Origin of the sequence: Rhizobium sullae, assembly GCF_900169785.1 — a bacterium.
Taxonomy (GTDB): Bacteria; Pseudomonadota; Alphaproteobacteria; order Rhizobiales; family Rhizobiaceae; genus Rhizobium; species Rhizobium sullae.
The window spans coordinates 58,022-76,822 of record NZ_FWER01000011.1; the positions used below are offsets into that span (position 1 = coordinate 58,022).

Below are 18,801 nucleotides of genomic sequence, written 5' to 3' on the forward strand. Positions count from 1 at the left end.
CCTGCCCAGTACGGATCGAGGATTAACCAGCGAAGCTTGCGCGAAGGTGGTTCAGAAGCCGGACTGGATGCGCGAGAAGACCATGTCGGTGAAAATGGAGATCTGGGAGCCCACGAACGGAGCGGATATGCCGACGGTAATGAGAACGGCGACAATCTTCGGAACGAAAGTGAGCGTCGCTTCCTGAATCTGCGTCAGCGCCTGGATCAGCGCGATGACGAGGCCGACGATCATTGCCGCCGCGACGGCGGGACCGGCTGAGATCAGAACGGTCCAGATCGCCGCCTGGAAAAGGTCGAGTGCATCGGCTTCATTCATTGTCAGGCAACCTCATATCGCCTCCGGTCCGCCCCGCAGAAGACGGACCGTTATTATGTTTATTGCAAGTCAGTTCAAGACGACGTGTCTGTCGCCGGCGCTTTATCCGCGAGAGTGATTCCCGCTTGTATGAGAATACTCTTCCCGTCCGTCGTCGTCGCGATAATTCCGTCGGAATACACCTTGACCGAGGCGACGGTGCCTTTGACGGTGCCGTCGGCGCTTTCCATGTACTTGCCGATATAGCTGCCTGCCTGGGTGAGGCTGGAGCTTGCGAGCAGCGTGTCCAGTTTCGTGTTGGTCTGGATCGTCTGCTCGACCTGCGAGAAGCTCGCGAGCTGGGACATCTGTTCGCCGGCGTCCATCGGATCCGTCGGATCCTGGTTCTTCATCTGTGCGATGAGCAGCTGCAGGAAGTTGTCGTAGTTGAGCGTCGCCTTCTGCTGTGCAGTCGTCGTGGTCGATGTCGTGCCGACGTTGGAGACGCCATCTACCGCCATGGTGCGATCTCCTTGCGGATCTGCTCGACCATCGCCGGGTGCATTTCCTGGTTGTTCAGGATACCGTCCTCGATTGTGTAGAGCGCGCGGATGGCCTTCAGGGCATCGAATGCGCGGCCCGTCGAGACGAGGCCATCGATGCGCTTCAGTTCGGCGAGAACCTCCTCGTTCTTGAAGCAGGTCAGCAGCATGGTGATCGACTTGCGGAACATCGTCGTCGACTGCTCCTTGCCTTCCGGATTGATCAGGATCATCTGCGCGATGAAATAGAGCTGGCGCAGCGGCGTCGTGGCGTCTTCCGGCTGAAGAACATGATTTTCAAGAAGAAATGTCACATCATTCAGGAACTCCAGCGCGACCTTGCGGTCAACGCGCAGGACCGCGCCGTTGATGAAGATCCTCTCTCCGGCTTTAAGCGAAATGCGAAGTGTACTTTTCATTTAAGTCCATCCCTGATGATGGTGGTAACGTCGATAATGCCTTGGTAGTTACTTGACTGACGTCGCCTGATCTTGTCGCATTCCTTCAAAATCCAGATTGCGATCGAAATCAGGTTGGCCCGCAGCTCGATCTCGAGCTGATTGTCGGGGTGCTTGAGATCCTCGACAAAACTCACCCAAACACGCCGGGTGTAGAACAGTGCCTCAACGGATTCCCGGCTGTACTTTTCCTTGTCGCGCGCCAGCGAGAGCAATTCGATTGACCGGTCGAGAACTTGCCGCTCCCGCTCTTTCGCGTCGGTCACCGAGTCTTGCATGACCTCGGCATAAGAGAATTGATACATTCATGCATCCTTCTTTGTATTGCGCGCCTTTGATCATCAAAGGTAGTTCACGAGACTCAGCTGCTGTATTTTCGAGACGATCGTGTAAGCCGTTTCCAGCTGCGTTTCCAAAGTCTTGACGAGGGTCGAAGCTTCCGCCGGATCGACACCCTGGAGGTCCACAACCTTGTTGTTGATGATGGCAGCCTGAGCATCGAGAGCGTCGTTCGCTTTCTCGACACGCTCCTGCGACAGGCCGAGCTGGCTCTGTTGCGATACGAGGCCCGAGGTTGCCTGTGCGGCATAGCCGATGGCGCGTGAGGAAACCGCGTCCATGGCGTCAGTGGAAAGACCCTGGTCGATCAGCGCATTCGTCATGACTGTCGCCATTGCAAGGTAGCGCATGCCGTCGGAATTGGCGTTCGTGGACGAGGTGATGACTTCCGAGTTGCTGATCCGGCTCGTCATGTTCTGGTCGGAAGCCTTGGACCAGCCGGTGGTCGGATTCGTCCACGCGGCAGCGCTGAACATCGGCTCCACGGTGTTGGTCATGAAGATATTGATTTCAGCCGCCGACAGCGCGCTGACCGGCTTGCCCAGCCCGGTTGCATAGGAGTTCAAATCGGTGACGATCTGCGCCTCGACGGTCGCGCTGCGATCCGTCAGCGGCGGGACATCCGTATTGATGCCGGAAAACAGGTATTCGCCGTTGGTGATCATGTTCCCGGAGTCCATCAGCTGCGAAAGTGCCGCTGCCGAGGACTGGAGGGTCACGGTGATGGCAGTCGAGGCCTGGCTTCCCTTGAGCGCTGTCAGGTTCTTGACCAGAGCGTCGCTGGCCTTCTGCATATCGGCCAACCCGCTCTGGGACATTTCAAGACGAAGATTGACCGTCGAGTTGCTGTCCTTGAACGAAGAGATACGATCAAGTTCGCGCGAATAGTTCACGCTCTTGGCGGCGTCGATGCCGAGCGATACGCCGATATCGGCGTAGGTCTTCGTCGTCGCTTCGATCGACGCCTTGACCATCTGGTTCTGCGACTGGCGGATCGTCAATCGCATGGCGTTCTGAATGGCTGAACTAGAAATAAAAGAGCTCTTCATGGCTTAACTCGCTATATCCAGCAATGACTTCAACATTTCATCGACGGCGTTCAGAATCTTCGTCGCCGCCTTGTAGGATTGCTCGATGTCGAGAAGCAGCGTCAGTTCCTCGTCCAGGTTGACGCCGGTCTCGTTGGAATAGGCTTCGTCGGACCGGGAATACGCTGCCGCGGTGTTCTCCGCAGCGCCGCTTGCGTCGCTGCGGTACTGTTCGAACCAGCCGATCGAGTTCGACGAGAAATCCATGATGCTAACGTTCGAATCGATGCCCGTTGCCGAGTTGAAGCCGATGACGCCGGTGCCTGGATCGAAATCCATCTTGGCGCCCATGGCCGTGTAGAGCTTGTCGAGCTGCGCGGTGTAGCCGCCGTTAGCGGCGGTATTCTGATTGAAGGCGGCGCCGTTGATCGAACCGTCACGCAGCTTCATCGGATCGCCGCCCAGAGAGGTCACCACCGCCGGATTGACCGAGATGGAACCGGCAATGCCGTCGATGATCGTGGCCGTCGTCGGCGTTCCGCCGGTAGCACCGCTCGGCAAGGTCCAGGTAAAGAGACCGGGCTGCGTGCTGGTTGCAGTCGTGTTCGTTTCCGAAAACAGGGCGACGAGGCCTTTGGCGATTTCGTCGAGCTGGGATTGGAATGTCGGTGCGACCTCGTCGCGAAGCTGGAGAAGCGCCTGGAGACTGCCCTGCGCCGACGTCGTGCCGCCAGAACCCTTGCCGAGCGCCACGCCATCGATGTAAACGCCGTTGCCGTCGGTGGAGGCGCCGTAGCTCTGGGTCGGCTTGAACGTCACCGTGCGCGGAATGGTCTCGAAAAGCGTCACCCCGTCTGAGGTGTAGAGCACCATGTCATTGTTATCGCGCGTAACAGTGGTGACGCCCACAATCCCCGAAATCTGCTTGAGCAAGGCATCGCGCTGATCGAGCGCTTGCGACGGATCGGCACCGGAGGACGTGGCGGACTTGACGGCGTTGTTCGCGGTCTCGAATTGCGCCAGCAGCTCATTCAGCTCCTCGACGGAATTCGCAATCGATTTGTCTGCATTCGTCCGCACCTGCTGGACGGCGCTGGTTGCGTTGTTGAGCGAGTTCACGACGTCCTGTGCTGCCGTGATCGCCCCCTGGGCCGCAATCGTGCTGTTCGGCGCGGCTCTGAATGCACTAAGCTTGTCGCGGAAGGCAGTCAGATAGGTGGAGGGTGCGGTCTCGTATGCGTTGCCGCCGATGACCGACTTGATGTCTTCGAGACCATTCAGAAGGGTCTGCTGCGCACTGTCCTGAGAATTGCTCTTCAGATACTGCCGCAGGAGAGCGTCCTCCTGCGCGCGGTTGATCTTGACCACCTGCGCGCCGTTCAACGAGGTGGTGAGCATCGCCTGCCGACGCACATAATCCTTGTTGCCGGCATTGGCGATATTGTTCGATACGACGCTGCTCTGAGCGCCCGTATTGTTGAATATGCTCTGTGCCGTATTAAGTGCGGAAATGAGCGACATGGCTTAGCCGTTACCTTACTTATCTCTTGAGGTTGACGAGAACGTCCATCAAGTCCGAACCCGTCTGGAACACTTTCGAGTTTGCCGTATAGCTGCGCTGCGACTCGATCATTTCCGTCAACTCGCCAGCCATATCGACGTTCGAGCCTTCGAGAGCGCCCGACTGAATCTTGCCGAAGCCGCTTGTCTGCGGGAAGCCGGTGACGGTGACGCCGGACCTGCCGTTCGCAGAATAGACGTTGCCGGACATCAGCGTCAGCAGATCGGGGCTTGGAACCGTCGCGAGTGGAATTTGGAAGATCGGCTTGGTGCTGCCATCGTCATACTTGGAATAGACCACGCCATCAGCGTCGATCGTAATGTCGATCGGAGAATTCGCGCCCTGTCCATCCACGTTGCCAGTGCCGGAGAAGGTGTCGCCGACCTGGGAAAGATCGAGGCTCATATTGATCGTGAGACCCGTCACCGGATCGACGATGTCCGTCGCCGTGGTATGCGTTGCATCCGTCACCATCTGCCCCGAGCTGTTGAAAAACACGCGCTTTACGTCAACCGCAGCAGAAGAGTATGGGAAGGAGCTCGTACCAGTCGCGGCCTTGTCGGCATTGCGGAATACGGCCATTTCCCATTCATAGGTGGAGCCAGCCGGCGCGCCGGCCGCAAGCGGAACCTTCGTGAAGTAGATGTCATACATCACCTTGCTGCCGAGCTTGTCATAGGTGACGATCGAGTATTTCTGCGTATCGGACGTGGCCGTTGCGAGGTTTGCGCTCGGTGCGGTTGCTGGAGCCGTGAGAATCGGCGAACCTGGCTTGAGATTGCCTGTCCACGTCCCATTCGCCGTGGGAACGGCTTCCAGCTTCTGGTCACCAAGGACATTGATCGGAACGAGGCCGTCGAAGCCGTTGACGACGACAGCCGGGGCGGACGAACCGTAAGGATAACCCATCAGCGTGTAGCCTGCCGAGTTGACGAGGTTGCCTTCGTCGTCCTTCGTGAAGTCGCCGGCGCGGGTCAGGACCGGCGTGCCGTCGGCGCCTTCCACGATGAAGAAGCCGTCGCCGGAGATGGCGAGGTCATAACCCGAAGTCGTGTAAGAGATGTCGCCCTGATCGGAAACAGCCTGACGGACGGACGTCTGCACACCACCGGAATTGTAGTTGCCTGCCGTGGACGGCAGGACGAGGGAGGAGAAAGCCGTCGAGACGGCCTTGTAGCCCGTGGTGTTTGCGTTCGCGATGTTGTCGGCAACGGTGCTCAGGCGGTTTGCCTGTGCATTCATGCCGGACACTGCCGTCTTCATGCTGCCAAAAATGCTCATCTGAAAACCCCGTTTTCCTTGATAGCTTGGAGAGTATTTGGCGGGCCTTGCGTGAAGCTGTCTGTAGCGGAGCTGCCGGATCGAAATATTGAAAGGCACGTGTCCGCGAGCCGGGCCCGCCGCTGAAAAATCAGTTCCAGTCGATGCAGTAGCCAAGGAAGCGCTTCGAATCGATCGGGTCGACGCTGAGCTTCTTGCGCAGCTTCTTGCGCAGCTTGGAGATATGGCTTTCAACGACGTTTTCTTCGACTTCCTCGTCGAAGATGCCGTAGATGGCATTGAATATCTGGGTCTTGGTGACGCGGCGGCCGCGATTGGCGATCAGGTATTCCAAAATGCGGCGTTCGCGGCGGGGAAGTGCAAAGACTTCGCCGTTGATTTCCGGATCGCGGCCGTCCGAAAAGACGCGGATCGCGCCGATATCGGTGTGGGTCGAAATCGCCTTCAGGCGGCGGCGGATAGCAGCAGCGCGCGCCAGGATTTCGCGGGGGTGGACCGGCTTGCGGACAACGTCGTCGACGCCGCAATCAAAAAGTGCAAGGGTGTTTTCGAGCGAATGCTGGTCGCTGACCGCGATCACCGGCGCCTGGGAGCGATCCCTTATCGCCCGCGGCAGCTCAAACATTTGCTGACCTTGGCCGATCAGGAAAGCTTCGACGGCCGCTATATCGGAATCCGCCGCCGTTTGCACCCACTCGCCAAATTCGCCTGGATCAAAGCCGGTTGAGGGAATGCCCTCCCGGCCAAATAATGATGTGTAACCATCTTTCACGAGCTCACGCTCATCAACCACTACGATCATTCGTCCGCCTCCGAATCAGTGTGGCACCTCGATGATCTATGGGTACGAATCGCACGAATCTGGGACAAGCTGCTGGAACTTAATGGCAGGAATTAATAGTTGATTAAGAATTGGGTCCCGATTTGATCTATATGTAGTATGCCTTGCCGGTTATGCACACAAAAATTTCGTGAAAAAGTTAACAGGCGGTAAATTAGTCCTTGTGCATCCAATTTTCGGCCAATTCCTGCCACATTATGGCACGATTCCGTTTTGTTCACGGTTTACTATTTTTGATTGCATCAGTTCCGGCAGAAGTTACTCGCATTGGGAGTCCACTTGCCATAGCCAGTGGCGACCAGATTGGCAATCACGCGGCAGACATACCGCTTCTGCGCAGGGTCGTTGTTCGGTCCGGCGTGGTATCGTGCTACCGCCATCGTCCAGGTTTCATGCCGGTCATGAAGATTACGGAGGAACTTCGCCGCATATTCGACATTGCGGTGCGGGTCGAACATGGCTTCCGCCGAGCTGAAATTCTCTCCATGAAAGTAATGGTTGATCTGCATGCAGCCGATGTCGATGAGCTTGGCTCCGCTTTTGCGCGCCGAATAGAACTGCATCATGGCGTCCTGCTCGGACGGCGGAAAGACTGCCTTGCCTTCTATATTGAGCGCAAAAGGATAGAGCGACCCCTTGCGTCCGGTCTCCGTCAGGCCCACGGAATAGAGAATGCCTTCCGGTATGCCGTATTTGGCGGCAGCGGATTGGATTTCGTTTTCGCAGGCTCCGTTGGAGGCGCCCGCCTCAGAGGTAAACGCCGCCAGGAGTACTGCCGCCAATGGCGCCAGAAGCGATATCTTCAACATCGGTCCCCCCTGCATCGCTGAAGCCTCCATTGCCGCGCTGTGCCGTCTGAGTGTGGCGCTCGCGTGCTTCACCGCCCTGCCCCTGCTGCAGAGATTGCTGCTGGGAAGACTGCTCTTGCGCATTTGCCTGGTTGCCCGCATCCGGCTTTTCGACCGGCGCCATGCTGATGGTGACGTTGTCGATGGCATAGCCCTGGCTGCGGAGCGCCTCGACGATCTTGCCATGGTCCTCCTTGAGCTGCCTATAAGCCGCACCGGTTTCGACCTTCAGATCGACGTTCAGGGCATCGCCGGAAAGGCGCATCGTTGCCGTCACGAGGCCGAGGTCGATCGGCGTCATCTGGATCTTGAGGGTGTTAACCACCTTGCCAGTGCTCGTCCATTCGGCGGCATTCGAGAGCGCGGAGCCCGGCTGCATTGCGCGCGTCCACTCGCTGTCACCGAGGATTGAAGCAGTCACGGATGCGGAATTCTGCGCGAGGCCGATATAACGGCGTGAATCGAGAACCGTGACGTTTTCGATATCGGTCTTCGCCTTGCCGGCGGGCGCTTCCTGATCAGCACCGATATGGATGTCCATGGACTCGCCGCGGCCGTCGGCGCGGCTCAGACGGAACGTCTTGCCGTCGAGATTGGCTGCGCCATCAACGGCCGGCATCTGCGCGTCGTCCTTGCCGGCGCTGATCGCTGCCAGGGCATCGGCCGCGGGCGCGATACCGGTGTCACGGCCATGGAGGTTGACACCACCCTTCTCCTTGCCAGCGCTATCGTCCTTCGCATTCACATGGACCGCCGACAGGAGTGCCGCAGGGAGTGCGGCAACGGAGGTATCCTTGTTCAGAAGCCCAAGCGCATCGGCGGCAGAGGTCGTGTCCGAGAGCGAGTCTTCATCGTCTCCGGCCGTACTCTCCAAAGCTTTCTCCGGCTTGGCGCCCTTTGCAGCCTGCGCTTTCGCGTCTTCCACGACCTTGCCGGTATCGCCCTTGGCGCGGAACTTCACCGAAGCCGTATCGACGCGGCCCTTTACCTGTTCGTTGTCGGATTTGCCCGTGGCAGTCGCAATCGTCTGCGGTTGCTGCACCGCGGCCTGTTGCTTCAAAGATGCGTCACTGAATGCGATCATCGGTTTGCTGCGGGCACGCTCTCTCAGGTTAAGAGCGACGATATCGGCGGCGCTTTCATCGCCGGCTGCCTGGGGGGCTTCGGCCGTGGATGTCTTTGCGGTCTCGTCGCCGGTGTTTTTTTGAGAATTGCTTCCCGCCTTGGATAGCACGTCCGAGAAACCACCCTTGCCGGCGTCGTCGTCCGTTGCTGCGTGGCCATTGCCTCTAGCAGGCTGCGGCGCTTCCGCTGCGGCCGCTCCGCTCAAAACGTTGATATCGATCATTTCAATTGCTCTCTTGGCTCAAGAGACCGTCGATTTCATCGAGTTTCGAACGGCTCGTCGTCACAAAGGATTTGAATGACGGGTCAGCCTCCTGCTTCGCGCCGTCCGGCATCAGCGCCGGCGCCGCCCCATCGTCAACAGGCTCGGAGGGCGCCGCAATCTGTGCGGGTTGCGATCCGCCTACCGCAGAAGCGGCGGCCTGTTCAGAAGTGATTTCTTCATTAGAAGGTTTAGATCCGGAGGCTTGCGTCAAGCTTGCCGGATCCGGCGGCTGCAACACCTGTTCCGCAATTGATTTGGCCGCAGCGCGTAGCGCGCGGTCGCGCGGGGAGAGCTCGCTGTCGGCAACGCTGCTGATGCTCTTTGCGGCAGCGTCCACGTCAGGCGTGGAGACAGACGCCATGTTGCCGTAAAAATCTGCGAGCGCGCCAAACGCATTGTTCGCATCACCGGCAAGCGATTGCGCATATGCGGCCGCCGTCCTGGCAAGCTCCGCCTTGCCGGCAATGCCGGCGGCGCGTGCAATGCGAAGATAGACCTCGCGCCGCCGTGGCTCGTCCATGAAGGAGAGGATGCTGACGACATCCTCCGTCTTCACCTGGTTATGGTCGACGATCAGCTTGACGAAGAGATCAGCGAACTGGCTTGCATAAGGCGAATGGAGGAAGCGCCGCACAAAGCGCTGCGAATAGGCAAGCCCCTTGTCGACGAGGCCAGCCTCTACGCAAATCGCCACCGAGCGGCGGAGGGCTGCTTCCTCGACGATGGTACCCGGCGCGGAAAGCCGAGCCTGGTCGTAGAGCTTCAATGCTTCGTCAGGACTCCGCGCCACCATGACATTGCCGCCGACAAGAGCGAGATAGGGGCCGATTTTCTTGTCGCGATATTCGTTGGCAGTATCAACCAACGTCTTTGCGACGAGCAGACCCTTGCCGCTCAGGTATTTGCGCAGGACATCGGTTACGCGACTATCGAAATAGCCGTTCACATCCCGGGCGATGAGATATTCGAGCGTCGCTGGATTGCCGCCGCTCATGGCATAGACGAGGGCCGCATCGACATTGCGGTCATCATCGAAGATCGAGGCGTCGGCAGAACGCAGGCGCTGGTCGATCGTACCGAGCATGAAGCGCTGCATCTCCGCCGCCGAATGGTCGCCAAGGGCGACCGAATCCTGCACGAACTGCAGCGAGCGCAGCATCTTGTGCGGTGCCAGGCTCTCCTGCTCCTCACCCGCAGCGACGGCCGGCGAAGCGATCGCCAGTCCGAGAGCCAGGAGAAGATGCCGGTGCTGCGGGCGCGCCATGAGACTATCCTTGATCTGCCTGAACCAGGATTTCGATACGGCGGTTGGCGGCGTTGAACGGATCGTCGGGAAGCTTCAGCCTGCGATCGGCGAAGCCGGAAACCTGGGAGACGCGCTTCTCGTCCACTCCGCCGCGAACGAGCATGTAATAGGCTGCCTGCGCGCGATCCATCGAGAGACTCCAGTTCTCGTTGTCGGCGCCCTTGTATTGACGGCCGTCCGTATGCCCACGGATCACGACTGCGCCCTGACGGCTCTTCAGGATTTCGCCGATCTTCTCCATCACCAGCACCATTTCCTTGCGCGGAACGGCGGACCCGATGTTGAACATGGAGCTGTCGCTCTGATCAGCGATGCTGACGAGCAGCCCGCCTTCGGCTGCCGTAACGGTCAAGCCCTCTGCAAGCTTGCCCGCAACGCCGCTGATCTGCTTGGCGATCTGCTGCTGCAGTTCCTCGGCCTGCTTCTGTTCATCGCCAAGCTTCTGCACATCGGCCGGCGACGGGTCGCCGGGTTTCCGTTCGTCGGCTGCGTCCGGCTTGTCTTGCGGTTCGCCGGCGGTGGCGGACGGCTGATTCGAGGTCGCGGGCTTCATAGCCTCCGCCTTGGCCAGTTCGGTCGCATCGGGTTTCTTCTCTGGGTCGGCCTCGCCGGCTGCGGCCTGTTCGGCCTTGTCCGTTTGTGTGACCTCGACCTGCTTCGTCCAGAAGTCCGGATCGAACGGATCGCGATATGCTTGGCCACCATCCGCACCGGTTGCAGGGCCGGAATCGCTCGCTCCGCCCTCGCCTTTCGCGCTGACATTTGCCTGCTGGCCGACTTCCTGGGCGATTTCAGCAAGGACCGAATAGGGATTCTCGAAGAAATCTGCTTCGGAGTAATTCGTCTGGTCGCCCGAGGTCGATGTCTGATCGTCGCCATTTGCTGCGGACGCACCCTTGGTAGGTTCGTCCTCCTTCTCCTTCGACTTGTCCTGCTTCTCCTGGCCATCGGCCTGATCGACAGGTTTCTTCAAGCCCTTTTCGGTGGGCTTTTCATCGGCGAGTTTGATCGGATTGAAATAGGTGGCGACCGAGGCCTTGGTTTCCTCGTTCGCCGCGTTGACCAGCCACATGACGAGGAAGAACGCCATCATCGCTGTCATGAAGTCGGCATAGGCGATTTTCCACGCACCGCCATGTGCGCCGTCATGATCGCCGCCGCCGTGCCGCTTGACGATGATGACTTCGTTCCTGCCGTGGTGGTGGTTTTCGCTTTCGCTCATTCAAGAACTTTCTTCAGGCTGGCAGACCAGGCGGAAATGCGCGTGACCAGAACGGAATCACCAACTTCAACGGCAAGATCGACATCATCGCTCTCCTGATGACGCAACAAATCCGGCCTTTCACCCATTTCGGCCTTCAGTAATTCGAAGAGCCGCACCGGCCCTTTGACCGTCATTGAGCCTGCCGCGCCTTCCGAAATCGCTTCGCGCAACAAGGTCGCAAGACTTGAGACTGCCTGAGCCGCGAGCGCTTCCGTCAGCACCGGCGCAACCGCCTTTGCGGTCGCCGCGCTCACGAGATTTGCGACCTCGGCGGCGATCTCATCGAGACGGCGCGCAATCACAGCTGCCGTCTCTTCTTCGTGTCTTGCCGTCAGCTCTTCGATCTCGCGCTGGTGCACAAGAGCGACTGTCTGAGCCTCCAGCTCGTATTTTTCCGTCAGCTCGACTGTTGCCACGGCATAGCCCTCGCCATAGGCCACGCGGCGCTCGGCTTCGAGATCGACCGGAGGTTTTTCCGGGATGTCCGGCAAGCCGCCGAAGACGTCATCTGCGAAACTGTCCTTGTCGACCGGCGGCGCGGCAGGTTTCGTCTCACCGAAGTCCTTCAAATACCGGGAAAGCATAGCGCTCATCAAAACCACCCGGCATCTGCAACCAATTCCGACATGCGCGCCCCGCTTGCACGAACCAAATCCTCACGCCGGCAACGAACACGAAGGCATTCTTCAGCCCTCGGCACAGGTCGCAGCGTCTCTTGTTCAGACTAGAAAGCCAAACTTGCGCGAGGATGAATGGCAGGCTTTTCGCCTGCCGTTCAGGTGACACTACTCGAGCAGGATCAGGACCTTGCTCGCGGACGTATTCATGATCGAAAGTGCTTCAGTTGCCATGTCACGTGCCGTTTGAGCTGCAGACAGGCGGATCGACGCTTCGTCCATATCGGTATCGACAAGGGCGCCGATACTGGTCTTCAGCGATTTCGAGAGCGTGGCGACGAAATCCTGCCGGTCTTCGATACGCGCATTCATCGTGCCGAGACCTGCGGCGTCCGTATTGAGGCTGGAGAGGATATTGTCCAATACCGTCAGCATGTCCTGCAAGTCCTGCGACGTCGAACTCGCGGAAATCGATATTTCAATGCCGGTCGCCGGTGTCGTCGAGCCTGCATCGAGCAGATAGTAGTTGCGGGCCGGTACGGCATCCGGATCGGCATTGATCGATTTCGTCAGGAGACCGCGGCTGGCATCGTTCGTGTCGATCATGATCGTATTGGCCGCCGGGTAGGTAATATTCTGCGGGTAAACTTCACCGTTCGAGCCCCGGACGAAGCCGCCGATGACCGATCGCTGCACCGGCGCCGTCGCGTCCCGGTTCAGGAGCCAGTTCTCGCCGGAAAAGTTGACGGAGTTTACGGCGCTTTCCAATTGCGTCTTGTACTGCTCCATCGTGACGCTGAGCTTGTCGCGATCGTTGGCCGGGTCGGTCGCTGATACGACGGTCTTGCGGATCTCGGAAACCACATCGATCAGCGATGTCATTGCCGTATAGGCGGTATCGACCTTCGCGGCACCGAGACCGAGCGCATCGCCGATCGTCTTCAACGCATTCTCGTCTGACCGCAAGGTCGTTGCGGAAGCCCAAGAGGATGCATTGTCCGCCGCCGTCTGGACGCGCAGCTCCGATGATACCTGCCGCTGAACGGTGTCGGCTTCCTTGCTAACGCCGCGAAGAACAGTGAGCACGTTCAACGCGCCTACGTCTGTGATCGTGTAGGCCATCGATAAATCCCTGAAACGAAATGAATGGGACAGGCCGGATTGCCGGCAGCGACTTAACTGGCTTCATGCCGCCGGCTGGTCCCTCCAGGCCGGTGTGTCGCAAGCAAATCAACTCTACAATGAAGTTAACCCGACATTCACCTTGACGGCAAGAGGTTGAAAGCGCTCGCCGAACGCGTTGGCAAGCTTGACGCAAGCTCTTGATTTCCAAAACCGAAATCGCGCCAAAGCGGCGCGATTTGCTGTCTGTCGCTGCGGCTGTGGATCGCCGCATGAATGGTTGTAGCTTCAATCAGAAGCTTAATTTTGGAAGAGCGACAAAATATTCTGCGCGCTGGAATTCGCAATCGACAGCGACTGGATCGCAAGCTGCTGCTGTGTCTGCAGCGCGGTTAGCTTGCTGGACTCTTCTTCCATGTTCGCATCAACGAGACGGCCGACGCCTGAATCGATCGAATCGCTCAGAGCCGAGACGAAGCCTTCCTGCAGCTGGATGCGCGTCGAAATCGAGCCAAGCTGGGAAGCTGCTCTTGTCATCGCCTCAAGGCCGAGTTCAACCGCCGTGAGCGCCAAGGAAATTCCATTCGTTCCGAAGGATGTAATGTCCATCGAGTAGATGGAACCGATGGTGCCGTTCGAGGAACCGATGATACCCGTCGAGGTTTCGATCGCGCCGGCGCTCATCCCGAACAGAACGTTGCCGGTCGACGAGGAGTCGAGCTTATAATCGGTGGTCGTAACGGATGTGTTTCCGTTGCCATCGCGGACGAACGAGGAGACAACGCTTTTGGTCTCGCTGCCTGCGACCCAGTTTTCGCCGGAGAAGGATGCGGACTGCGCAATGCTGAGGAGCTGCGCCTGCAGCTGCTTGATCTCTTCCTGGATTTTCGTTCTGTCGACGCCCTTTTCGGTCGCAGCAACCAGCTTGGCCTTGATTTCGGTCACAACGTCGACGGCACTGTCCATGGCGGAATAGGCGGTATCGACCTTGGCGGCACCAAGCCCGAGAGCGTCGGAGACAGCCGAAAGCGCCTTGTTGTCGGAGCGCATGGTCGTTGCGATCGACCAATAGGCAGCATTATCGGCTGCCTTTTCTACGCGATAACCAGATGAAACATGATTTTGAGTTTCTTCCAGGCTGTCGTTGATGCCGCGCAGCGTCTGGAGAGCGGCCATTGCCGCGACGTTGGTCAAAATGCTGGTCATAAAATGATTGCCCCTTGTTGGCACACATTCAGGAAGGGACATTCCGGACTACCGGGAGCGGCGGTCAGCTTTCATGCCTGTTAACCGAAAATCAATATTGGTTAACCCGCCGTCTCGTTGAGCGCAGAAGATGCCAAAATGGTTAACAAATGGTTAACGCCAACAGAAAAAGCCGCGCTTCGACGGAGCGCGGCTTCCTGATTGTGGCCCGCCGGCAGCGCCGGCAGGCGATTTTTCGTCGACCTATTAGCCGCGGAAGAGCGACAGGATGTTCTGCGAAGAGGAGTTGGCGATCGAGAGAGACTGGATCGCCAGCTGCTGCTGCGTCTGCAGGGCGCTGAGCTTGGAAGATTCTTCTTCCATGTCGGCATCGACGAGACGGCCGATACCGGAGTCGATCGAGTCGCTCAGAGCCGATACGAAATCGTCCTGTAGTTCAATGCGGGTGGAGATCGAGCCGAGCTCGGCGCCAGCCGAAGTCATCGCCTTCAGTGCGGATTCGACGTTGGACAGAGCCGTCGAAAGCTGGCCCAGCGTGAAGTTGGTGATGTCCATCGAGTAGACGGAACCGGTTGCGCCCGTCGAAGTACCGAGGATGCCGGTGGAGGTTTCGATCGTGCCACCGCTCATACCGAACAGGACGTTGCCCAGCGAGGCATTGTCCAGGATATATTCGGTGGTCTTGACGGACACGCCATTCGAACCATCGCGAACGAAGGACGAAACAACGCTCTTCGTGGTGTTGTCTGCGCCGGCAACCCAGTTTTCACCGGAGAAGGAAGCCGACTGAGCAATGCTCATCAGCTGTTCCTGAAGCTGATCGATTTCTTCCTGGACCTTGGCCTTGTCGACGCCGTTTTCGGTCGCGGCAACCAGCTTGGCCTTGATTTCGGAAACGACGTCGATGGCGCTATCCATCGCGGCATAGGCAGTGTCGACCTTGGCAGCACCGAGGCCGAGAGCATCGGAAACGGCCGAAAGCGCCTTGTTGTCGGAACGCATGGTCGTTGCGATCGACCAGTAAGCAGCGTTGTCAGCAGCCTTGCCGACGCGCAGGCCAGACGAAACGTGGTTCTGGGTTTCGCCGAGACCCTGGTTAATGCCACGGAGAGTCTGGAGAGCTGCCATTGCAGCATTGTTGGTAACGATACTCGTCATGTCTATTTGCCCCTTTGGCAGGAAAAACAAGGAAGGGACATTCCGGAATTTTTAGCCGGCCCACCGCGATCAGCATCATGCCTGTTAACCATTTCTATGAAGGTTAACTCGCCGTTTCGATGGGGCCTAGAAAACAGCAAGATGGTTAAGGAATGCTGAAGTCAAATAGGAAATTTAGTTAATGAAATCTGAACGTTAAATGCAGTTTTGTTAACCTGTTCTTAAAACAATTTCTCGGCCGGGAATAACCCGGCCGAGAAACCCGTACTTGTCGGTTCGACCGCTCTTAGCGGAAGAGCGACAGGATGTTCTGCGAAGAGGAGTTGGCGATCGAGAGAGACTGGATCGCCAGCTGCTGCTGCGTCTGCAGGGCGCTGAGCTTGGAAGATTCTTCTTCCATGTCGGCATCGACAAGACGGCCGATACCGGAGTCGATCGAGTCGCTCAGAGCCGATACGAAATCGTCCTGCAGCTCAATGCGGGTGGAGAGCGAGCCGAGCTCGGCACCAGCCGAAGTCATCGCCTTCAGTGCGGATTCGACGTTGGACAGAGCCGTCGAGATCTGGCCCAGCGTGAAGTTGGTGATGTCCATCGAGTAGACGGAACCAGTTGCACCGCTCGAGGTACCGAGGATACCGGTGGAGGTTTCGATCGTACCGCCGCTCATGCCGAACAGGACGTTGCCCAGCGAGGCGTTGTCCAGGATATAGTCGGTGGTCTTGACGGACACGCCATTCGAACCATCGCGAACGAAGGACGAAACAACGCTCTTCGTGGTGTTGTCTGCGCCGGCAACCCAGTTTTCGCCATTGAAGGAAGCCGACTGAGCGATGCTCATCAACTGCGCCTGCAGCTGGCCGATTTCTTCCTGGACCTTCGCCTTGTCGACGCCGTTTTCGGTCGCGGCAACCAACTTGGCCTTGATTTCGGAAACAACGTCGATGGCGCTGTCCATCGCGGTATAGGCGGTGTCAACCTTGGCAGCACCCATACCGAGAGCGTCCGAAACAGCCGAAAGCGCCTTGTTGTCGGAACGCATGGTCGTTGCGATCGACCAGTAAGCAGCGTTGTCGGAAGCCGCGCCAACGCGCAGACCCGTCGAAACGTGGTTCTGAGTCTGGTTCAGGCCCTTGTTGACGTTACGCAGCGTCTGGAGAGCTGCCATGGCAGAGTTGTTCGTATTAATACTTGTCATAAGTCTGTCCCCTGGAAAACTAGATACAAAAGGAGGACATTACCGGACTGCTTACCGGCGATGACGGACCAGCTTCATGCCCCTCGGTGCCCTGTATTCTTGGCCCAAACCCGTCATGTCGGGGAGCAATCTCGCAGGCAATGCTTGCCAACTTCTTAAAAACGAAGCAGTGCCCGAACGCGGGCAGCAGGCGTAGTTAATGCGCGGTAAATATCTGTAATCTCAGGCTAAAAGCATTTCATAGCGCGCATTCACTGGCCACCTGTTTCAAGCAAGCTTCGCCCGGCATTATGCGATAACCAGGGTTGGGATAATTGCGTCTTTGCGGCGCCGTGGCCCCCGCGCGACCCTGAATGGCGACATTCAAACGGACATTTCCGCATGGAGTTGGTTTTGAACAGCAAAGTTTCGTTTTCGGCAGCCTCCAAAGACTACCAGATGGGCCGCTACACCCAATCGCTTGTCACACTGAACCAGCTCATCGACAGGCAACAGGACGCCAAGACCTACGCGCTGCTTGCGAAGAACCTTCTACAGTTGGGCTTCAAGGCGGACGCGGCAAGATCCTATGCGCTCGCTGCTCAATACGACAGCCCGAATGCATACGAATACCAGAAGCAGGCTGCACGTCTGCATTTCGAGAGCGGGAACGAAGACGACGCATTGCTGATCGGCATGCGCAATCTTTCGAAGGCGCAGGATGACGCGGAACTCGCCTATATCCTGACCTCGATCTACCTGAACCGCCAGCAGCGCGACATCGTGAAGCCGTTCAAGAGAGTGCTGTCGGAAAGCGCCAATCCGGACCACGCCAGGCTCGCCGCCCTGCTTCTGACTGACGATCTGCATGACCAGACCAACCAGATGCTCGCGCGCAATCTTTTCAAGCGGTACCCCGGCAATATCGCTTTCCGCTTTCTCTATCTAGTCTTCTTGCGCGAGTTCAACGATTTCGACGAAACCGAGAAGCATAGCGGCCCGATCACCGAGCGCATCGCCAAAGGCGATCTCGACGTGCTTCGCAAGGACAACCCGTTCTACCATCTTCACTGGAATGGCGACGAGAGCCTGAACCGGTTTGCCACGATCGGTACGACGCCCCTCAATCCGGAACGCGTCGCCATGCGACGGAAGATGCCGCATGCTTGGACCGACAAGATCCGCGTCGGCTACATGTCCTCGGACTTCTGGGATCACCATGCGACGATGAAGCTCCTGCAGCGCATCCTCGAACTGCACGACACGGGTCGCTTCGAAATCACCCTGTTCTGCCACACCGAGCCGGAGCATCTCACGAAGAACACGACCGACCGCAGCCGTTGGGGAAAGGTCGTCGATGTGTACGGCCTTTCCAATGAAGCAATCGCTGCCATCGTTCGCGAGCACAACATCGATATCATGGTGGACCTGAAGGGCCACACCGCTGGCAGCCGGGCGTCGTCTTTCAATCTGCCGCTGGCGCCTGTTCAAGTCGCCTGGCTCGGTTTTCCGGGCAGCACGCTCAACATCGATCTCGACTACGTCATCGGCGACCGCTTCGTCCTTCCGGATGCCGCAAAGCCGTATTACCACGAGAAGTTCTGCCGGATGCCGGAAAGCTACCAGCCGAATGACCCGACGAACCGTCCGAAACCGAAGCCGGTCACGCGGGACGATCTCGGCCTGCCGGAAGATGCCTTCATCTTTGCTTCGTTCAACGGCAACCGGAAAATCATCGCCGAGACGATCGACATCTGGTGCAATATCCTGAAGCGCGCGCCGAACAGCGTCCTTTGGATCATGTCAAACGGGGCGCGGAACCATGCAAATCTCTCGAAGAGGTTCCAGGAGGCCGGCATATCGCCGAAGCGCATCATCTTCTGCCCGCGCGTCACCTACGAAGAGCATATCACGCGCCAGCAGGCGGCCGATATCGGCATCGACACATTCCCGGTCAACGGCCACACGACCACGTCGGAGCAGCTCTGGGGTGGTCTGCCTGTCCTGACAGTCAAGGGCACGAACTTCGCGTCGCGCGTCAGCGAGAGCCTGCTGCAGGCGATCGGCCTGCCCGAACTGGTGGCCGAGGACCTGAAGGCTTATGAAGACATGGCCGTCGAGCTGGCCCAAAATCCTGAAAAGATCGCCGAGTACAAGGCGCGCCTGAAAGCCAACGGCCCGATCATGCCGCTTTTCGACGCCGAACGCTTCTGCGATCACCTGGAGACGGCCTACGAGATGATGGCTGAGCGTGCCAGGAACGGCCTTGATCCCGATCACATCGACGTGCCGGCTTTGCCGCCGCGTGCAGAGCCGTTTTACTCGGCGGAATAACGGCCGCATAAGATGAAGGAAACCGCCGGGTGCGC

At 58.3% G+C, this 18,801-nt stretch carries 18 protein-coding genes; 1 reads left to right on the top strand and 17 read right to left on the bottom strand.

Going from position 1 to position 18,801, the window contains the following annotated elements:
- Positions 1-51: 51 nt before the first annotated feature.
- The 17 genes from fliQ to BN1800_RS11795 form a co-directional block, all read right to left on the bottom strand.
- A complete protein-coding gene (gene fliQ / locus BN1800_RS11715) occupies positions 52-318 on the bottom strand; it encodes a flagellar biosynthesis protein FliQ (RefSeq protein WP_027509899.1) in 267 nt (88 codons plus the stop codon).
- 74 nt (positions 319-392) lie between these two features.
- Positions 393-818 (bottom strand): flagellar hook assembly protein FlgD, encoded by a 426-nt coding sequence (flgD, locus tag BN1800_RS11720; RefSeq protein WP_027509898.1) that lies wholly within the window; start codon positions 816-818, stop codon positions 393-395.
- The gene (gene flbT / locus BN1800_RS11725; RefSeq protein WP_027509897.1) at positions 809-1,258 is read right to left on the bottom strand and encodes a flagellar biosynthesis repressor FlbT; all 450 of its coding nucleotides are present in this window, start codon (positions 1,256-1,258) and stop codon (positions 809-811) included. Before flbT ends, flgD begins: the two co-directional genes overlap by 10 nt.
- Positions 1,255-1,602: a flagellar biosynthesis regulator FlaF gene (flaF, locus tag BN1800_RS11730; RefSeq protein ID WP_027509896.1), complete on the bottom strand. Its 348-nt coding sequence runs from the start codon at positions 1,600-1,602 to the stop codon at positions 1,255-1,257. The genes flbT and flaF overlap by 4 nt, the downstream gene beginning before the upstream one ends.
- 36 nt (positions 1,603-1,638) lie before the next feature.
- Complete coding sequence (locus BN1800_RS11735) at positions 1,639-2,685, bottom strand: flagellar hook-associated family protein (protein WP_086997640.1); 1,047 nt, start codon at positions 2,683-2,685, stop codon at positions 1,639-1,641.
- A gap of 3 nt (positions 2,686-2,688) precedes the next feature.
- Positions 2,689-4,185 (bottom strand): flagellar hook-associated protein FlgK, encoded by a 1,497-nt coding sequence (gene flgK, locus BN1800_RS11740; RefSeq protein ID WP_086997643.1) that lies wholly within the window; start codon positions 4,183-4,185, stop codon positions 2,689-2,691.
- A gap of 19 nt (positions 4,186-4,204) precedes the next feature.
- Entirely contained in the window at positions 4,205-5,506 is a 1,302-nt protein-coding gene (locus BN1800_RS11745; RefSeq protein ID WP_086997646.1) for a flagellar hook protein FlgE, read from the bottom strand.
- 130 nt (positions 5,507-5,636) lie between these two features.
- Positions 5,637-6,308, bottom strand: coding sequence for a transcriptional activator Rem (gene rem / locus BN1800_RS11750; protein WP_027509892.1), 672 nt, complete (start codon positions 6,306-6,308; stop codon positions 5,637-5,639).
- 281 nt (positions 6,309-6,589) lie between these two features.
- Positions 6,590-7,156, bottom strand: a complete 567-nt coding sequence (locus BN1800_RS11755) for a transglycosylase SLT domain-containing protein (protein WP_425298991.1) — start codon at positions 7,154-7,156, stop codon at positions 6,590-6,592.
- Entirely contained in the window at positions 7,095-8,543 is a 1,449-nt protein-coding gene (gene fliK / locus BN1800_RS11760; protein WP_086997649.1) for a flagellar hook-length control protein FliK, read from the bottom strand. The genes BN1800_RS11755 and fliK overlap by 62 nt, the downstream gene beginning before the upstream one ends.
- Before the next feature lies 1 nt (position 8,544).
- Complete coding sequence (gene motC, locus BN1800_RS11765; protein ID WP_086997652.1) at positions 8,545-9,849, bottom strand: chemotaxis protein MotC; 1,305 nt, start codon at positions 9,847-9,849, stop codon at positions 8,545-8,547.
- 4 nt (positions 9,850-9,853) lie between these two features.
- Positions 9,854-11,113 (bottom strand): MotB family protein, encoded by a 1,260-nt coding sequence (locus BN1800_RS11770; protein WP_086997655.1) that lies wholly within the window; start codon positions 11,111-11,113, stop codon positions 9,854-9,856.
- Positions 11,110-11,748, bottom strand: coding sequence for a hypothetical protein (locus tag BN1800_RS11775; RefSeq protein WP_086997658.1), 639 nt, complete (start codon positions 11,746-11,748; stop codon positions 11,110-11,112). Before BN1800_RS11775 ends, BN1800_RS11770 begins: the two co-directional genes overlap by 4 nt.
- A gap of 192 nt (positions 11,749-11,940) precedes the next feature.
- Positions 11,941-12,894, bottom strand: a complete 954-nt coding sequence (locus tag BN1800_RS11780; protein WP_086997661.1) for a flagellin N-terminal helical domain-containing protein — start codon at positions 12,892-12,894, stop codon at positions 11,941-11,943.
- A gap of 300 nt (positions 12,895-13,194) precedes the next feature.
- Positions 13,195-14,100, bottom strand: a complete 906-nt coding sequence (locus BN1800_RS11785; RefSeq protein ID WP_086997664.1) for a flagellin N-terminal helical domain-containing protein — start codon at positions 14,098-14,100, stop codon at positions 13,195-13,197.
- A 246-nt stretch (positions 14,101-14,346) separates the two neighbouring features.
- Complete coding sequence (locus BN1800_RS11790; RefSeq protein WP_027509884.1) at positions 14,347-15,258, bottom strand: flagellin N-terminal helical domain-containing protein; 912 nt, start codon at positions 15,256-15,258, stop codon at positions 14,347-14,349.
- A gap of 286 nt (positions 15,259-15,544) precedes the next feature.
- Entirely contained in the window at positions 15,545-16,453 is a 909-nt protein-coding gene (locus BN1800_RS11795) for a flagellin N-terminal helical domain-containing protein (RefSeq protein ID WP_027509883.1), read from the bottom strand.
- Positions 16,454-16,834: 381 nt separating this feature from the next.
- Here BN1800_RS11795 and BN1800_RS11800 point away from each other — a divergent pair, with 381 nt between their 5' ends.
- Positions 16,835-18,766, top strand: coding sequence for an O-linked N-acetylglucosamine transferase, SPINDLY family protein (locus BN1800_RS11800; RefSeq protein WP_244564482.1), 1,932 nt, complete (start codon positions 16,835-16,837; stop codon positions 18,764-18,766).
- Positions 18,767-18,801 lie beyond the last annotated feature (35 nt).